The organism is Microbacterium saperdae, assembly GCF_006716345.1.
GTDB lineage: Bacteria > Actinomycetota > Actinomycetes > Actinomycetales > Microbacteriaceae > Microbacterium > Microbacterium saperdae.
In genome coordinates this window covers 2,260,228-2,276,903 of the sequence record NZ_VFOX01000001.1, presented here as the reverse complement: position 1 = coordinate 2,276,903, position 16,676 = coordinate 2,260,228, and the positions used below count along the sequence as shown (strand labels likewise).

Genomic DNA, 16,676 nt, shown 5'->3' with positions numbered 1-16,676 from the left:
CGGTAGGGCAGGATGTCAGCATGAGCGACGACAACCACACCCTCCCGTACCCGGACGCCGCCGCCGAGCACGAGACGCTCGTCATCCCGGGGCAGATCACGGAGGCACCGGAGTCATCGGTGCGCGCGAAGCGGCGCCGCTGGCCCTGGGTCCTGCTCATCGTGGTGGTGGTGCTCGGCCTGTTGGTGGTGGCCGCGGAGTTCATCGCGCGTGCGGTGCTGCCCGGCGTCGTCCGCTCGCTCGTGATCGACGAACTGGACCTGCCTGCCGATCAGCAGCTCGACGTCGAGGCGGACGGCATCCTGTTGCCGCAGTTGATCGGCGGAACGCTCGACAGCCTGCACCTGTCCACGGATTCCGTGACTCTGGAAGGGATCACGGGTGCCGCGGATGTGACGGCCACGGGCATCCCGCTGCGCGGCGGTGACCTCGGCGGCGCATCCGGCACGATCCGCATCGATCAGACCCAGTTCACCGCGCTCCTCGCCGACACCGATCTCCCGGTCGACACGGTCGCGTTCGAGGCTCCGAACGCCACGGTGTCCGGCACGGTGTCCGTCCTCGGCATCGACATCCCGGTCGCGCTGACCGTGACGCCCGGTGCGGCGGACGGCGACCTCGAACTCACTCCGGTCGAGCTGAGCGTGGGAGGCCTGGTCATCGATGCCGGCCAGGTCGGGTCGACGCTGGGTTCGCTCGGGGAGAACCTCACCCAGACGCAGCAGATCTGCATCGCCGACCAGCTGCCCGCCGGTCTGACGTTGACGGGTCTGGAGATCGTCGGCAGCGAGGCGGTCATCGACATCGATGTGAACGGAGCGATCGTCACGGACGAGACGCTGCTGGAGAAAGGCGTCTGCCCGACGTCCTGAGAAGCGGAGCGGCTGTCCGGCCGGTCAGCCGAGCCAGGTCTCGATCCGGCGCGCGAACCATGCGGGCTGCTGCAGGGGGATGCCATGACCGCAGCCCTCGACGAGCTCCAGGATGCTGTGCGGGACCTCCGAGTGCAGGAGCGCGGCCGATTTCTTCATGAGGGGCTTCTCGCGTGCGCCGGCGAGGATGAGCGCGGGGCCGGGGAACCCGCTCCACCCGTCCGGCACACGGAAGGCGATGTTGTCGCCCACGGCGTGCAGCAGGGTCTCGCGCGAGATGCCCGCTGACGTCTGCACGTAGAGGGGCAGCAGGTCTTCCGGCACGAACAGCGCTGAGGCCTGCAGCTTCGCGAACCACTCCATCTTCGCGAGGCCGGCGGTGGCGCGGAGCAGGGCGAGCATTGGTCCGGGTGCACGGAGCGGCACGGCCTGGGCGCTGACGACAGCCACGCGATCCACGAGATCGGGCCGCCGCGCGGCCAACAGCACGGCGAGCTGCGCGCCCAGCGAGAAGCCTGCGACCGCTGCCGGACGCTCCTCGCGCTCGAGGACGGTCACCAGCTGGGCGACCGTCTCGTCGTGGGAGACGTAGTCCTGGTCGGAGCTGCGTCCGTGGCCGGGGAGATCGGGGATGAGGAGACGGCGTCCATCGGCGAGATGCCGACGCGTCGGTTCCCACATCCATCCGGCGACGCCGCCTCCATGCAGGAGCAGCAGGGGCGTGCTCCGCGCATCACCGGATGTCGATACGTGCATGGTCAGCCTCTCTCGAATGTCGCGGCCATCGCGCCCAGTGCGTCGATCGCGCCTTCCAGCTCCCGCGATCCGATCGGACCGAGGAGTCGAGCCGCAGAGAGCAGCCCGATGGTGGCGCTCGACAGCGCGAGCGCCAGGTGCTCCGGCGTGACCTCCTCGGCGATGCGACCTTGCCGCTGCAGCACGTGCAGCCACTCGACCACAGCGCGGTGCCGCACACGGTAGCGCGCGTCGGAGACGGTATCCACATGTCGCCCGAGCACGCCCTGGTCGTCGAGGAAGGCGGCTGTCATCAGTCGATCGGAGATCACCGCACGGGCCGCAGCCCGATACGCGGTGCTCAGGCGAGCATCGTCGCCGACCTCCTCCTGCACGCGGATCCTCACCTGGTTGACCGCTCGGCGCAGCAGGTCATCGAGGATCTCGCGCTTGCCGGCGAACTCGAGGTACACGGCGCCCTTCCCGATTCCGCTCTGCGCCGCGATCGTGGCGACGCTCACCGCATCGAACCCGTGGGCGAGGATCAGGGCCTCGGCGGCATCGAGGATGCGGTCACGTCGATTCGGAACCAGGGGGCGTGGCACGGTCGATCCTCCTCAGAAGGCCGAGGACGGCGGGGATGACGATGTCCGGCCGATCGCGCTGAACCCAGTGCCCCGCACCGGGTACGACCGTCAGCGTGGCGTGCGGGATGGCGGCGGCGGCGCTCTCGACGCGTGCAAGAGGGACGCCACGATCCTGTTCGCCATGCACGAGCAGCACAGGGACGGTGATCGTCGGCAGACGGTCGATGTAGACCGAGCGCAAGCGATTCCAGAGCACCTGATCCCGTTGCCACTCGCCGAAGGCGGCCAGCCCTGTTCCCGTCTTCGCCTCGGCCATCACCGCGGCGAGGAGAGCGGGTGTGCGCGCCCTCTCCGTGCGCACGATGTCCTTCAGCCCTCGTTCCATCGAGGCGGGACTGCGGGAGTACGCCGCGGTCACCGCGCTCAGCAGACCCGTGCGCAACAGGAGGAAGGTCAGGTAGTGCGTGAGTGCGCTGAAGCGTCCGTCGGTCACGCGGGGCATCACCCCATACGTTCCGAGGAGAACGGCGCCACGGGCTCGTCTCGGCTGGGTGAGCAGATGGCTGATGGTGAGGCCGCCGCCCATCGAGAGCCCGGCGATGACATAGTCGTCGAGTGCGAGGGCATCGATGAACTCCGCCAGGTACTCGGCGAGTCTCTCTTGAGTGAGCGGGTCGTGCAGGCGAGGGCTCCGACCGAACCCCGGATGGTCCGGGGCGACGACTCGGTGGCCGGCGGCTGTCAGCGCCGGCGCGAGTTCGCCCCACGAGAGCGTCGCGCTGTCGGTTCCGCCGCCGTGCAGGAGGAGCACGGGGGATCCGGTCTCAACCACGGGGGTCCACTCGACGTAAGAGATCATGCCCATCGACAGTGCGATGTGCCTGCGGTGCTCCGCCATGCGCGTCCCTCCGTTGTGACCAGAATACCTGGATCGGTCACAACGGGGTCGGCGAGAGGCGATTCAGGCGTCCGGCTTCTCGCCCGACAGTGCCCGCTGCGCCGCGCGCAGCTCGGCGGTCGCGACGCGGACGTCGACCTCCGCGCGCTGGAGGCGGCGCTGCGGGAACGTCGTGGCACCGAATCGGGCGTGCACGCGGTCCTTCGTCTCCTCCTCGGCGGTCACCACATAGGCGCACGCGATCAGCATCACCTGCGCCGAGAAGTTCAGCCAGATCAGCAGAGCGAGCAGCGACGCGAACGAGGCGAGGAGCGGATTGCTCGTCGCACCTCCGATGAACAGCCCCGAGAGCTCCTGGAGCACGAGCAGCCCGACGGCACCGAACAGGGCGCCGACCCAGAGCGAACGTGCCGACGCGCGCACACCGGACAGCACGCGGAAGATCCCGGCGATGAGAGCGGCGTCGAGCGCGAAGACCACCAGGAGCGACAGCAGGCGCACACCCCAGAGCACGAGAGGCGAATTCTCGGGCAGACCGAGCAGTCCGCTGAGCCAGGTGACTCCCAGCTGCCCGGCGAACGTGAGGAAGGCCGCGGCGACGAACGAGAGACCGATTGCGAGCGCCAGGCCGAGGTTGCGCAACAGCACCCAGATCCAGAGGATGTCATCGTGCGCGGTCCCGGCGAGGATCCGCACGGCCGTGCGCAGTGAGCCGATCGCCCCCAGAGCGGAACCGAGGAGGGCGACGAGCGAGATCACTCCGGCGATCGACAGGGTGGCCGGTGCCTTGAGATCCTCCGTCTTGATCACGCCCTCCTCGCCGATGAGTCCAGGCACGACGGACTGCACGGCATCGATGATCGCCTGCCAGGCCACCGGGTTCCCGGCCAGCCACAGTGCCGCGATCGAGAAGCCCAGCAGCACCCCGGCGAAGACGCTGAACAGCGCGCGGTAGGTGACGCTGTCGGCCAACATCGGTCCGCGGCGCTCCGAGTAGAGCAGGGCGGCGCGCACGAGGCGACGAGCGAGCGCCCAGGCGATGATCGGGCCGGTGATGCGCTCGACGAGGCCGGGACGGGCGGGAGGTTCGGATCGCGATTCTGAGTTCACCACCACTCCACCCTATGAGCCTGCGCGGAACCGCCACAGGGGCTTGACGCCGCGCGTCACCATGACGGAGGGGCGGGGGACGGTGCCCTAGAATCGGGTCAACCTCGAAGTGCGCGTTCAGCCCGAGATCCGTCCCACGATTGGTGCTCATTGCTTTCCCCTGCCGACTCGCTCGCCCCGGAATGGCTCGTCGAGCCCGATGACGCGAACGACCTCGCCGACGGCGTCTGGCCGGCCTCCGCCATCCGCGATGTCGATGGCGCGCTCGTGCTCGCCGGCCTCAGCGCGACCGCTCTCGTCCAGACCTACGGCACGCCCCTCCTCGTCATCGACGAGGACGAGGTGCGCACGCGCGCGCGGGCATTCCGCAGCGCCTTCGACCGGGCGGCCGCCGAGCACGGGACCACCGCACAGGTGTACTACGCGGGCAAGGCGTTCCTGTGCACCACGATCGCCCGGTGGGTCGTCGACGAAGGCCTCCGTGTCGACGTGTGCACGGGCGGGGAACTCGAGGTCGCGCTCGCCGCGGGCGTCGCCCCCGCCGCGATCGGCTTCCACGGCAACAACAAGTCCACTGCGGAACTGCAGCGAGCCGTCGACGTCGGCGTGGGCTCGATCATCGTCGACAGCGAGATCGAGATCGAACGGCTGTCGGCCATCACCGCGCGTACCGGCGCCGTCCAGCGGGTCTTCGTCCGTGTGATCAGCGGCGTCCACGCAGAGACGCACGACTTCCTCGCCACGGCCCACGAGGACCAGAAGTTCGGATTCCCACTGCCGGAGGCGGAGAAGGCCGTCGCGCGGATCCGTGAGATCCCCGGGCTGGACTTCGCCGGACTCCACTGCCACATCGGCTCCCAGATCTTCGGCGTCGCCGGGTTCCGGGAATCGGCATCCCGCGTCCTGGAACTGCACGCCACGCTTCTCGAAGGCGGCCCCGTTCCGCAGCTCAACCTCGGAGGCGGCTTCGGCATCGCCTACACGCGGGTCGATGACCCGACCCCGATCGAGGAGCTCGCGGCCGAGATCGTCGCCGCCGTCGCGCAGGGGTGCGACGCCAGGGGGATCGCGATCCCGGCGCTCTCGTTCGAACCGGGCAGGGCGATCGTCGGCACCGCCGGGGTCACGCTGTACGAAGTCGGCACCACCAAGGACGTCACCGTCGAGTCGGGTGCCGTCCGTCGCTACATCAGCGTCGACGGGGGCATGAGCGACAACGCCCGCCCCGCCCTGTACGGCGCGCAGTTCTCCGCGCGTCTGGCCTCGCGTGTCGGTGATGGCTCTCCGCAGCTCAGCCGCGTCGTCGGCAAGCACTGCGAATCCGGCGACATCGTCGTCGACCACGAATACCTCCCGGGCGATCTCGTCCCGGGTGACCTGCTCGCCGTTCCCGCCACGGGCGCCTATTGCGTCTCCCTGGCGAGCAACTACAACCATGTTCCGCGTCCTCCCGTGATCGCCGTGCGCGACGGGAAGTCCCGAGTGATCGTTCGAGGCGAGACCATCGACGATCTGCTCGCGCGGGACGCGGGCATCGACGGCGGACGCGAGTCCGACCGATCGCGTCCGTCCACCTCAGAAGGAGCAAGATGACAGAGTACCGACGACTTCGTGTGGCGCTTCTCGGCGCCGGGGCTGTCGGCTCCCAGGTCGCAGCACTCCTGCTGCGCCACGGAGACGAGCTCGCCGATCGCGCCGGAGCCTCCCTGGAGCTGGCAGGCATCGCCGTGCGCAACCTCGACGCGCCTCGCGACGTCGACCTGCCCCAGGAGCTGTTCACCACCGACGCCGAGTCCCTGATCCTCGGGGCCGACATCGTGATCGAGCTGATCGGCGGTATCGAGCCTGCCCGCACGAACATCCTGCAGGCGATCGGCTCGGGCGCCGACGTGGTGACGGCCAACAAGGCCCTTCTCGCCACCCACGGGCCCGAGCTCTTCGAAGCAGCCGACCGTGTCGGGGCGTCCGTGTACTACGAGGCCGCCGCTGCCGGCGCGATCCCGATCATCCGTCCGCTGCGCGACTCGCTCGCTGGCGACCGCGTGGTTCGGATCATGGGGATCGTCAACGGCACCACGAACTACATCCTCGACCGGATGGACACCGAGGGTGCGGACTTCGCGGACGTGCTCGCGGACGCTCAGCGTCTGGGGTACGCCGAAGCGGACCCCACCGCGGATGTCGAGGGCTACGACGCGGCGCAGAAGGCAGCGATCCTCGCGAGCCTGGCCTTCCACACCGCTGTGCCGCTCGACGCCGTGCACCGCGAGGGCATCTCCTCCATCACGGCCTCGATGATCGAAGAGGCTCGCTCCGCAGGCTTCGTCATCAAGCTGCTCGCGGTCTGCGAGCGCATCGAGGCCAACGGCGACGAGTCCATCTCGGTGCGCGTCTACCCGGCACTCGTGCCGCAGTCGCACCCGCTCGCCTCCGTGCACGGCGCGAACAACGCCGTGTTCGTCGAGGCCGAGGCCGCGGGATCGCTCATGTTCTACGGCGCAGGTGCCGGGGGAGTGCAGACCGCCTCCGCTGTGCTCGGCGATGTCGTGTCCGCCGCGCGTCGCCACATCGCCGGCGGTGTCGGGGTGGGGGAGTCGACCAGGGCCAACATGCCGATCGTCCCGATCGGGCACGTCACCACCCGCTACCAGATCACGCTCGAAGTCGCGGACGCACCCGGTGTGCTCGCCACCGTCGCCGGCATCCTCAGCGACGGGGGAGTCTCCGTCGCGACCGTCGTGCAGACCGTCGAGGGCGAGGCGGAGCCGACGGCACGTCTGATCATCGGCACGCACCGCGCTGCCGAGAGCGCGCTCAGCGCGACCGTCGATGCGCTGGCCGGCAGCTCCGTGGTCGAGCGCGTGGTCTCCGTGCTGCGCGTGGAAGGCGAGTGACGATGGCGCAGGGCCGCACCGTCGAGGTGCGCGTCCCCGCCACCAGCGCGAACCTCGGACCCGGCTTCGACACCCTGGGTCTGGCGCTCAGCGTCTACGACACGCTGCAGATCACCGAGCTCCCGGCCGGCACCCTCGAGGTCGAGGTCTCCGGGTCGGGTGCCGCGGAGATCCCGCGCGACGAGACCAATCTCATCGTCCGCACGATCGCACACGTCTACGCGGACGCCGGACGCCCCCTGCCGGGCCTGCGCATCGTCGCGGAGAACGGTGTCCCGCACGGCCGCGGGCTCGGTTCCTCCGGTGCCGCAGTGGCCGCCGGCGTGCTGGCGGCCAAGGGGCTGCTGGCGGGAGACGTCGAGATCGGCGACGGTGACCTGCTGCGGCTGGCGACCGAGATCGAAGGCCACCCCGACAACGTCGCTCCGGCGCTGTTCGGCGGTCTCACCATCGCGTGGATGGGCGAGCGCGGCCCGCAGCACAAGAAGCTCCTGGTTCACCGCGGGGTGTCGCCGCTCGTGCTCGTGCCGGCGTACACGATGTCGACCTCGCAGGCCCGTTCGCTGCAGCCGCCCCAGGTGTCCACAGCGGATGCCGTGTTCAACGTCTCGCGCTCGGCGCTGCTCATCGCGGCGCTGATGCAGAGTCCGGAGCTGCTGCTGGACGCGACTGCCGACCGGCTGCATCAGGACTACCGTGCCGAGGCGATGCCCGAGACGCAGCGCCTGGTCCAGGCTCTGCGCGGTGCCGGATTCGCGGCGGTCGTCTCCGGGGCGGGACCCAGCGTGCTGGTGCTCGCGGACGGCCCCGGCAGCCGTCAGGACGCGGTCGAACTGGCCGACGAAGTGACCGACACCCCGTGGGAGGCGCTGCTGCTCGCCGTCGACGTCCGTGGTGGTACAGTGGGGGATCGAGCGGAGGGCTTCCACGAAGCTTCGTGAATCTGGCCCCATTGCAACTCTGCAAGACCCGCACGCGAACCCCTTGGCACACGTGCCCAGGCCGGCTGACGCCGAGCGTCAGCCCGTGCGATCGCGCGCAGCACCCGTTGTGCGCGTACAACGCTCTTTTCCCATGACACATGAGGGAGTACTCGTGGAGAATTTCTCCGAGACCCAGAACGACCAGTCCGCACCGGTCGCCGATGCGCCGGCTGCTGCCGTGAACGCCGATGCGGCCACGGAGGCCGCTCCGGCGCGCAAGCGTGCGCCCCGCCGCGCCACCAGCGCCACCGCGGCTGCGAAGGCCGAGAAGGCTGCCGCCGCACAGGCGGAGTCGGCGCCCGCCGCAGACGCACCCGCAGCCGCTCCCGCGGCCGACGGCGACGCTGCCGAGGCGGCTCCGAAGGCGAAGGCGCCGCGCCGCAGCCGCGCCAAGAAGGCCGACGCCTCCGAGGCGCCTGCCGCTGCCGCCGAGGCGCCCGCCGCTCCGGCTGAGGCTCCTGCCGCCGAGAAGCCGGCCGAGAGCACCACGACCGAGGCTCCGGCCGAGGCCGCCCCCAAGACCAGCGGCCGTGGCCGCCGCGGCGCGCAGAAGCCCGCCGCAGAGGCCCCCGCGGCCGAGCAGCCCGCCGAGTCGGCGCCCGCTGACGCGCAGCCCACCTCCGACGGCGCATCCGACTCCGGCGAAGGTGATGAGCAGGGCGGCCGCAGCCGCAACCGCAACCGCAGCCGCAACCGTGGCCGTGGCCAGAGCGGCACCGCGCAGGACCAGCAGCAGGCGCAGCCGGCCGCTGACGACGACCAGGCCGGAAACGGTCGCAACCGTCAGCGCAACAAGCGCCGCAGCGGTGCCCCGACCGACGAGTTCGACACCGAGATCGGCGAGGACGACGTCCTGATCCCGATCGCCGGCATCCTCGACGTGCTCGACAACTACGCGTTCGTGCGCACCACCGGCTACCTCGCCGGCCCCAGCGACGTCTACGTCTCGCTCGGACAGGTCAAGAAGTACAACCTGCGCAAGGGCGATGCGATCGTCGGCTCGATCAAGCAGCCGCGCGAGGGTGACCAGCCCGGGCGCCAGAAGTACAACGCCCTGGTCAAGGTCGACTCGATCAACGGTCTGTCGATCGACGACGCCGCGACCCGCGTCGAGTTCGGCAAGCTCACTCCTCTCTACCCGCAGGAGCGTCTGCGTCTGGAGACGGCGCCCGAGAAGCTCACGCAGCGCATCATCGACCTGGTCGCCCCGATCGGCAAGGGCCAGCGCGGACTCATCGTCGCGCCGCCCAAGGCCGGCAAGACGATCGTGCTGCAGCAGATCGCGAACGCGATCGCGCAGAACAACCCCGAGGTCCACCTCATGGTCGTGCTCGTCGACGAGCGCCCCGAAGAGGTCACCGACATGGAGCGCACGGTGAAGGGCGAGGTCATCGCCTCGACCTTCGACCGCCCCGCTGAGGACCACACCACGGTCGCCGAGCTCGCGATCGAGCGTGCCAAGCGTCTGGTCGAGCTCGGCCGCGACGTCGTCGTGCTGCTCGACTCGATCACCCGCCTCGGCCGCGCGTACAACCTCGCCGCCCCCGCGTCCGGCCGTGTGCTGACCGGTGGCGTCGACGCCTCCGCACTGTACCCGCCCAAGCGCTTCTTCGGTGCCGCGCGCAACATCGAGAACGGTGGCTCGCTCACCATCCTCGCGACCGCGCTCGTCGAGACCGGTTCCAAGATGGACGAGGTCATCTTCGAGGAGTTCAAGGGCACCGGCAACAGCGAACTGCGTCTCTCGCGCTCGCTCGCCGACAAGCGCATCTTCCCGGCGGTCGACGTCAACGCGTCGAGCACCCGCCGCGAAGAGATGCTGCTCTCGGCCGACGAGGTCAAGATCACGTGGAAGCTGCGTCGCGCCCTCGCCGGCCTCGACCAGCAGCAGGCCCTCGAGGTCGTACTCGGCAAGCTCAAGGAGACCAACTCCAACGTCGAGTTCCTCGTGCAGATGCAGAAGTCGATCCCGACGCTGCCGTCCGGCGCTCACGGGCACGACAACAACATCCGCTGAGCGGAGCCGCTGTGTTCGAGTCCGTCCAGGCGTTGATCGACGAGCATCGCCGGGTGCAGGAGGAACTCTCCGACCCGGCGGTGCACGCCGACGCCGCGCGGGCGAAGCGCGTCAACCGCCGCTACGCCGAGTTGTCACGAATCGTCGCGGCGCACGAGGCGTGGGTCGCCGCATCCGACGACCTCGACGCCGCGCGCGAGTTCGCCCGTGAGGACGAGGCGTTCGCCGCCGAGGTCCCCGTGCTCGAAGAGGGGCTGCAGGCCGCGCAGGAGAAGCTGCGTCGACTGCTGATCCCTCGAGACCCCGATGACGCGCGCGACGTGATCATGGAGATCAAGGCGGGGGAGGGCGGCGCCGAGTCGGCGCTGTTCGCCGCCGACCTGCTGCGCATGTACATCCAGTACGCCGCGTCGAAGGGTTGGAAGACCGAGCTCCTCGAACGCAACGAGTCCGATCTCGGTGGCTACAAGGACGTGCAGGTCGCGATCAAGGGGTCGTCCTCCGACCCGGCGCAGGGTGTCTGGGCGCATCTGAAGTACGAAGGCGGTGTGCATCGCGTGCAGCGGGTGCCGGCGACCGAGTCCCAGGGGCGTATCCACACCTCGACCACCGGCGTCCTGGTGTTCCCCGAGGTCGACGAGCCCGACGAGATCGCCATCAACCAGAACGACCTCAAGATCGACGTGTTCCGCTCGTCCGGTCCGGGCGGGCAGTCGGTCAACACGACCGACTCCGCCGTGCGCATCACCCACCTGCCCAGCGGGATCGTGGTGTCGATGCAGAACGAGAAGTCGCAGCTGCAGAACCGTGAGGCCGGAATGCGCGTGCTGCGTGCGCGGCTCCTCGCCAAGCAGCAGGAGGAGCTCGACGCGGCGGCATCCGATGCCCGCAAGTCGCAGATCCGCGGCATGGACCGTTCCGAGCGCATCCGCACCTACAACTTCCCGGAGAACCGCATCGCGGATCACCGCACGGGGTTCAAGGCGTACAACCTCGACCAGGTCATGGACGGCGCTCTCGAGCCTCTCATCGCCTCGGCGATCTCGGCTGACGAGGAAGCGCGCCTGGCTGCCGTCGGCTCCGACTCCTGACGGGGGCTCGCGCGGAGCGATAGGCTCAGCGCGTGATCACACTTCTCTTCCGCACAGGCATCTACCTCCTGTCGGCTGCCATCGGACTCATCGTCGCCGACCTCGTCCTCGACGGATTCGAGATCGTCTGGTCGAAATGGTGGGGCTTCGTGGTCTGCATCCTGATCTTCGCGCTGCTGCAGAGCATCCTCTCGCCCTGGATCACCAAGATCGCCGATCGTTACGCGCCGGTGCTGCTGGGCGGGATCGGGATCTTCTCCACCCTCATCGCTCTGGTGATCGTCGTGCTGCTGCCGATCGGCGGCCTGCGCATCACCGACGCTGCCGGGTGGATCCTCGGCTCCGTGATCGTCTGGCTCGTGACGGCACTGGGCAGCGTGCTGCTGCCGATGATCTTCGTCAAGCGCAAGGTGAAGGAAGCGCGCGGTCGTCGCTGAGACGACCTCTCGGCGTCAGATCGAGTAGTCGGGTGCGGTGAGCAGCGCGCGCGTGTCCTCGCCGACGAGGCGGTGGCGGGGCTTCGCGGGAATCCCGATCAGGATGCTGTCATCCGGAGCATCCCGTGTGACGACCGCGTTCGCGCCCACCACGGAGCCGGCGCCGATCGTGATTGGGCCGAGGATCTTCGCACCCGCACCCACCGCGACGCCGTCTCCCAGCGTCGGGTGCCGCTTGCCCGATTCACGTGTGCGGCCACCGAGCGTCACACCGTGGTACAGCATGACGTCGTCACCGATCTCGGCGGTCTCGCCGATCACGACGCCCATGCCGTGATCGATGAAGAACCGCCGGCCGATCTGCGCTCCCGGGTGGATCTCGATGCCGGTGAGCCAGCGCGAGATCTGCGACCCAGCCCTGGCCGGCAGCCGGAATCCCCGCCGCCAGAGCGCGTGGGAGACGCGGTGCGCCCAGATGGCGTGCAGTCCGGGATAGAGCAGGGCCACCTCCACGGTGCTGCGTGCGGCGGGGTCGCGCAGCTTCGCCGCCACGATGTCTTCGCGCATTCGGCCGATCATGCCGTTCAGCTCCGTCACTCCTCGCGCAGGTCTTCGAACAGCGCGGTCGAGAGGTAGCGCTCTCCGGTGTCGGGGATGATGACGACGATGGTCTTGCCGGCGTTCTCGGGTCGTGCGGCGACCTGCAGCGCTGCCCAGACGGCGGCGCCCGCGGACATGCCGACGAGCAGGCCCTCTTTCGCTGCGAGCTCACGGGCGACGCGCAGCGAATCCGCGAACTCGACGGGGATGACCTCGTCGAGCACGTCGCGGTCGAGAATGGCCGGGACGAAGTTGGGTCCGATGCCCTGGATCTTGTGAGGGCCGGGGTGGCCCTCGCTCAGGACGGGGGAGTCCTTCGGCTCGACGGCGATGACCTGCACATCGGGCTTCGCTGCCTTCAGCGCCTGACCGGTGCCGGTCACGGTGCCACCGGTACCGACGCCGGCGACGAAGATGTCGACGTCTCCGTCGGTGTCGCGCAGGATCTCCGGTGCGGTGGTCTCCCGGTGGATCTGCGGGTTCGCGGCGTTCTCGAACTGCCGGATCCAGATGGCGCCGGGGGTGTCGGCGACGATCTGCTTCGTGACCTCGATCGCGCCGCTCATGCCCTTGGTGGGGTCGGTCAGGACGATCTCGGCGCCGAACGCCTTGAGCAGCACCCGCCGCTCCTTCGACATGGATGCCGGCATGGTCAGGATGACCTTGTAGCCGCGGGCCGCCCCCACCATGGCCAGGGCGATGCCCGTGTTGCCGCTCGTGGACTCCACGATCGTGCCGCCGGGCTTCAGCTCGCCGGACGCCTCGGCCGCGTTGATCATCGCGATGCCGATGCGATCCTTCACGCTCGATGCGGGGTTGTAGTACTCGAGCTTGGCGAGCACAGTCGCCCCCAGGCCTTCCGTCACATTGTTCAGCCGGACGAGCGGAGTGTTGCCGAATGCGGTCGTGATGTCGGAATGGATGCCGGGCATGGGAGAGCCTTCCTGATGCGGGTCAGTGCGGCACCAGCCTATTCGAGGTCGGATCAGGGGTCGGCATTGTGACACCCTCCGGCGCTCTACGCTGGAAGCCATGTCCGTGAACACTCTCGCCGCCCTCGTGCGCGGCGCGGCGCAGCGTCTCGCCGACGCCGGCGTCCCCGATCCGCTGGTCGACGCCGAACTCCTCGCCGGTCACGTGCTCGGCCTCCGCAGAGGAGAGGTGCAGGCCGCCCTGATCCGCGGTGACGAGGTGGCCCCAGCGGACGCCGAGCGGATCGACGCGCTCGTGGTGCGCCGATCCGTGCGGGAGCCGCTCCAGCACATCACCGGGACGGCGCCGTTCCGGCATCTCGAACTGCAGGTCGGGCCCGGGGTGTTCGTCCCGCGCCCCGAGACGGAGACGGTCGTGCAGTTCGCGATCGATGCGCTGTTGAACGCGCCGGAGCCCGCCCCGATCGGGATCGACCTCGGAACGGGGAGCGGCGCGATCGCGCTGGCGATGGCGACAGAGGTGCCTCACGCGAGGATCTTCGCCGCCGAGCTGTCACCCGAGGCGCACGTCTGGGCGAGCCGCAACACGAGCGGAGTCGAGAACCTCACCCTGGTCCTCGCGCACATGGCGGAGGCGTTCCCCGAGCTCGACGGCACCGCATCCGTGGTGATCTCCAACCCGCCGTACGTGCCGGATGAGGCGATCCCGCGCGATCCGGAGGTCCGGCTGTTCGACCCGGCGATGGCGCTGTACGGCGGGGCCGACGGTCTCGACCTCGTGCGGGTGCTGAGCACGAGGGCGGCGGAACTGCTCCGTCCCGGCGGCCTGCTGGTGATCGAGCACGGGGAGCTGCAGGGGGCGTCGATCCGAGAGATCCTCGTCGCGGAAGGGTGGCGTGCGGCTGCCACGCACCGCGATCTGACCCTCCGCGATCGTGCCACCACGGCCGTGCGCGCCTGATCACGGCACTCCGAGCATCAGCCCCGTCGTCCCCGGATAGAATCGAACCGTCATGTCCTCCATCTTCGACTGCCACGACGAAGCGCAGCTGCTCGCCGGAATGCGGCACGCACGCCAGGCCATCGGCCGCGGCGAACTCATCGTCATGCCCACCGACACCGTCTACGGCGTCGCCGCCGACGCGTTCTCGCCCACCGCGGTGCAGCGTCTGCTCGACGCGAAGGGGAGAGGGCGCAACCAGCCGCCGCCCGTGCTGATCGGTTCGGTCGACACGCTCGCCGCTCTCGCGGAGTCCGTCCCCGAGCCGGTGCAGCGCCTCGTCGACGCGTTCTGGCCGGGGGGACTGACCATCGTGCTTCCCGCGCAGCCGTCGCTGGTGTGGGACCTGGGGGAGACCCTCGGGACCGTGGCCGTGCGCATGCCCCAAGGGCGAGTGGCTCTCGAACTGCTCGCCGAGACGGGGCCGCTCGCGGTGTCGAGCGCGAACCTCACCGGTCACGACGCCGCGATCTCCGCCCTCGACGCCGAGAAGATGCTGGGCGACAGCGTCGCGGTCTACCTGGCTGACGGTCTCAGCAAGGACGGCATCGCGTCGACGATCGTGGACGCGACATCGCTCGTGCGCCGCGGCGCGGACGATGGAGACGCCCTCGTCCGGATCCTGCGGGACGGCGCGGTCAGCCGTGAGCAACTGCACGAAGTGCTCGGCGACCTGCTCGAACCGGAGCAGCAGGAGGAGCAGCCGGTGGATGCCGCGCAGGAGGAGCACCAGGACGGGGATTCGTGAAGCAGTATCTCTTCACGATCCTCATCACTGCCGCGATCACGTTCGCGCTGACCTGGGCGGTCTGGCGACTGAGCCTGCGGTACAAGCTCTACCCGGGCATCCGCGAGCGCGACGTGCACACGACGCCGACTCCGCGTCTCGGCGGCGTCGCGATCTTCCTCGGCATCGTCGCCGCGTTCGGGTTCTCCGCGATGAACCCGTTCTTCCAGAGCATCTGGACGCCGCCGCAGACCATCTGGTCGATCCTCGCCGCCTCGCTGCTGATCGCCGTCATCGGGGTCGTGGACGACCTCTGGGACATCGACTGGATGATCAAGCTCGGAGCCCAGTTCCTGGCGGCCGGCGTCATCACGGTCGGCGGCGGGTTGCAGATCCTGTCCCTGCCCTTCGGGGACCTGATCGTCGTCTCGAGCTGGCTGAGCATCACCATCACCATGTTCGCGATCGTGATCGTGATGAACGCCGTCAACTTCATCGACGGACTGGACGGGCTCGTCGCGGGCGTGTGCCTCATCTCGAACGGCGTCTTCTTCGCCTACTCGTACATCTTCACGCGCGACTCCGGCGCGTCCAGCTACTTCAATCTCTCGACGTTCATCGCCGCGGTGCTGATCGGAGCCTGCATCGGATTCCTGCCGCTGAACTGGAGCCCCGCTAAGCTCTTCATGGGCGACTCCGGCGCACTCGTCATCGGTCTGCTGATGGCGACGTCCGCGATCTCGATCACCGGGCAGATGGACCCGTCCTCGCTCGACCCGGAGCGTCTGGGACGCTCGCAGCTGGTCGGTGCGTTCCTGCCGATCCTGCTGCCGCTGCTCGTCGTGCTGCTTCCACTGCTGGACTTCGGATTGGCGGTGCTGCGGCGGATGAGCGCCGGGCGTTCGCCGTTCTCGCCTGACCGGAAGCACCTGCACCACCGGATGCTCGACCTCGGGCACCGTGACCGCGACGCGGTCCTCATCTTCTACGCATGGTCGGCCGTGATCTCGCTCGCGGTGCTGCTCATGTACGTCGGCGCACGCGAGGACTGGCCCGGCCAGTACCTTCCCGGCGTCGGCTTCGGCGTGGTGGGCATCGTGGCCTGTCTGCTGATCACCCTCATGCCCTCCCGTCGTAAGAAGCCGGCGACGGCACCCGAGCCCGACCCGACATCCCTGGAGTCCTGATGAGCCCGAACCCCGTGTCCAGCAATCCCATCCTGCGGCGCACCCTGATCTGGTCCGCGATCGCGACCGTGATCCTCGCGGTGGTGGCCGGCGGTGTCGGCTTCCTGGTCGGCGGAGCGGAGGGGCTCGTGAGCGGGCTGCTCGGCGTGCTGCTCGCCATGCTCTTCCTCGCCATCACCGGCATCAGCATCCTGATCGCGAACCGCTGGTTCGGCGACCCGCTGTACGTGCAGCTGTTCTTCGCGATCGTGCTCGGAGGCTGGCTCCTCAAGCTCGGCGTCTTCGTGGTCGTGATGATCGTGCTGAGCGGTCAGCCGTGGATCCACCCCATGGTGTTCTTCCTCTCGATCGTCGCCGGCGTCATCATGTCGCTCGTGATCGACGTGCTCGTGCTCACGAAGATGCGACTGCCCAACGTCAGCGACGCCTCGCTCCCCACCGAGGTTCCGGAGGACCGTGCCCCCGGCGTGTCCCTGCCCACCGAGGTGCCGGAGGACCGCGCACCGGGACGGCACCACATCGTGCCGGAGAAGCCTGTGGACGAGGGCCCGGCGGACTCGCGGACCATCTGACTCTGATAGTGTTGACATGTGCCCGCCGCTCTCC

General features: G+C 69.2%; 17 protein-coding genes. 11 read left to right on the top strand and 6 right to left on the bottom strand.

Going from position 1 to position 16,676, the window contains the following annotated elements:
* Window positions 1-20: 20 nt before the first annotated feature.
* Window positions 21-872: an LmeA family phospholipid-binding protein gene (locus FB560_RS10890; protein ID WP_141872378.1), complete on the top strand. Its 852-nt coding sequence runs from the start codon at window positions 21-23 to the stop codon at window positions 870-872.
* A gap of 24 nt (window positions 873-896) precedes the next feature.
* On the opposite strand, the gene FB560_RS10885 is transcribed toward FB560_RS10890, so the two are convergent.
* The 4 genes from FB560_RS10885 to FB560_RS10870 form a co-directional block, all read right to left on the bottom strand.
* Entirely contained in the window at window positions 897-1,628 is a 732-nt protein-coding gene (locus tag FB560_RS10885) for an alpha/beta fold hydrolase (protein WP_141872377.1), read from the bottom strand.
* A gap of 2 nt (window positions 1,629-1,630) precedes the next feature.
* The gene (locus tag FB560_RS10880) at window positions 1,631-2,212 is read right to left on the bottom strand and encodes a TetR/AcrR family transcriptional regulator (protein WP_141872376.1); all 582 of its coding nucleotides are present in this window, start codon (window positions 2,210-2,212) and stop codon (window positions 1,631-1,633) included.
* Window positions 2,181-3,092, bottom strand: coding sequence for an alpha/beta fold hydrolase (locus FB560_RS10875; RefSeq protein WP_141872375.1), 912 nt, complete (start codon window positions 3,090-3,092; stop codon window positions 2,181-2,183). The genes FB560_RS10880 and FB560_RS10875 overlap by 32 nt, the downstream gene beginning before the upstream one ends.
* Window positions 3,093-3,155: 63 nt before the next feature.
* Complete coding sequence (locus FB560_RS10870; protein WP_141872374.1) at window positions 3,156-4,205, bottom strand: YihY/virulence factor BrkB family protein; 1,050 nt, start codon at window positions 4,203-4,205, stop codon at window positions 3,156-3,158.
* 147 nt (window positions 4,206-4,352) lie between these two features.
* Between FB560_RS10870 and lysA the strand changes: the two genes are divergently transcribed.
* The 6 genes from lysA (at window position 4,353) to FB560_RS10840 (ending at window position 11,624) form a co-directional block, all read left to right on the top strand.
* Complete coding sequence (gene lysA / locus FB560_RS10865) at window positions 4,353-5,795, top strand: diaminopimelate decarboxylase (RefSeq protein WP_141872373.1); 1,443 nt, start codon at window positions 4,353-4,355, stop codon at window positions 5,793-5,795.
* On the top strand, window positions 5,792-7,096 hold the full coding sequence (locus FB560_RS10860) for a homoserine dehydrogenase (protein WP_141872372.1): 1,305 nt from the start codon (window positions 5,792-5,794) through the stop codon (window positions 7,094-7,096). The genes lysA and FB560_RS10860 overlap by 4 nt, the downstream gene beginning before the upstream one ends.
* 2 nt (window positions 7,097-7,098) lie before the next feature.
* Entirely contained in the window at window positions 7,099-8,037 is a 939-nt protein-coding gene (gene thrB / locus FB560_RS10855; RefSeq protein WP_141872371.1) for a homoserine kinase, read from the top strand.
* A gap of 154 nt (window positions 8,038-8,191) precedes the next feature.
* A complete protein-coding gene (gene rho / locus FB560_RS10850) occupies window positions 8,192-10,096 on the top strand; it encodes a transcription termination factor Rho (RefSeq protein ID WP_233444094.1) in 1,905 nt (634 codons plus the stop codon).
* An 11-nt stretch (window positions 10,097-10,107) separates the two neighbouring features.
* Complete coding sequence (gene prfA, locus FB560_RS10845) at window positions 10,108-11,187, top strand: peptide chain release factor 1 (RefSeq protein WP_141872370.1); 1,080 nt, start codon at window positions 10,108-10,110, stop codon at window positions 11,185-11,187.
* A 32-nt stretch (window positions 11,188-11,219) separates the two neighbouring features.
* Window positions 11,220-11,624 carry a phage holin family protein gene (locus FB560_RS10840; RefSeq protein WP_141872369.1) on the top strand — a complete coding sequence of 135 codons (405 nt, stop codon included), beginning with the start codon at window positions 11,220-11,222 and terminating at the stop codon, window positions 11,622-11,624.
* Between the two features lie 15 nt (window positions 11,625-11,639).
* On the opposite strand, the gene epsC is transcribed toward FB560_RS10840, so the two are convergent.
* A complete protein-coding gene (gene epsC, locus FB560_RS10835; RefSeq protein ID WP_233444092.1) occupies window positions 11,640-12,191 on the bottom strand; it encodes a serine O-acetyltransferase EpsC in 552 nt (183 codons plus the stop codon).
* A gap of 26 nt (window positions 12,192-12,217) precedes the next feature.
* Entirely contained in the window at window positions 12,218-13,156 is a 939-nt protein-coding gene (gene cysK, locus FB560_RS10830) for a cysteine synthase A (RefSeq protein WP_141872367.1), read from the bottom strand.
* A 100-nt stretch (window positions 13,157-13,256) separates the two neighbouring features.
* Here cysK and prmC point away from each other — a divergent pair, with 100 nt between their 5' ends.
* From prmC to FB560_RS10810, 4 genes are read left to right on the top strand one after another with little or no spacing between them, the layout of a single operon-like run.
* The gene (prmC, locus tag FB560_RS10825) at window positions 13,257-14,117 is read left to right on the top strand and encodes a peptide chain release factor N(5)-glutamine methyltransferase (protein WP_141872366.1); all 861 of its coding nucleotides are present in this window, start codon (window positions 13,257-13,259) and stop codon (window positions 14,115-14,117) included.
* Between the two features lie 52 nt (window positions 14,118-14,169).
* Window positions 14,170-14,904 (top strand): L-threonylcarbamoyladenylate synthase, encoded by a 735-nt coding sequence (locus FB560_RS10820; RefSeq protein WP_141872365.1) that lies wholly within the window; start codon window positions 14,170-14,172, stop codon window positions 14,902-14,904.
* Complete coding sequence (locus tag FB560_RS10815; RefSeq protein WP_141872364.1) at window positions 14,901-16,070, top strand: MraY family glycosyltransferase; 1,170 nt, start codon at window positions 14,901-14,903, stop codon at window positions 16,068-16,070. The genes FB560_RS10820 and FB560_RS10815 overlap by 4 nt, the downstream gene beginning before the upstream one ends.
* A complete protein-coding gene (locus FB560_RS10810; protein ID WP_229673123.1) occupies window positions 16,070-16,642 on the top strand; it encodes a hypothetical protein in 573 nt (190 codons plus the stop codon). The genes FB560_RS10815 and FB560_RS10810 overlap by 1 nt, the downstream gene beginning before the upstream one ends.
* Window positions 16,643-16,676: the final 34 nt, after the last annotated feature.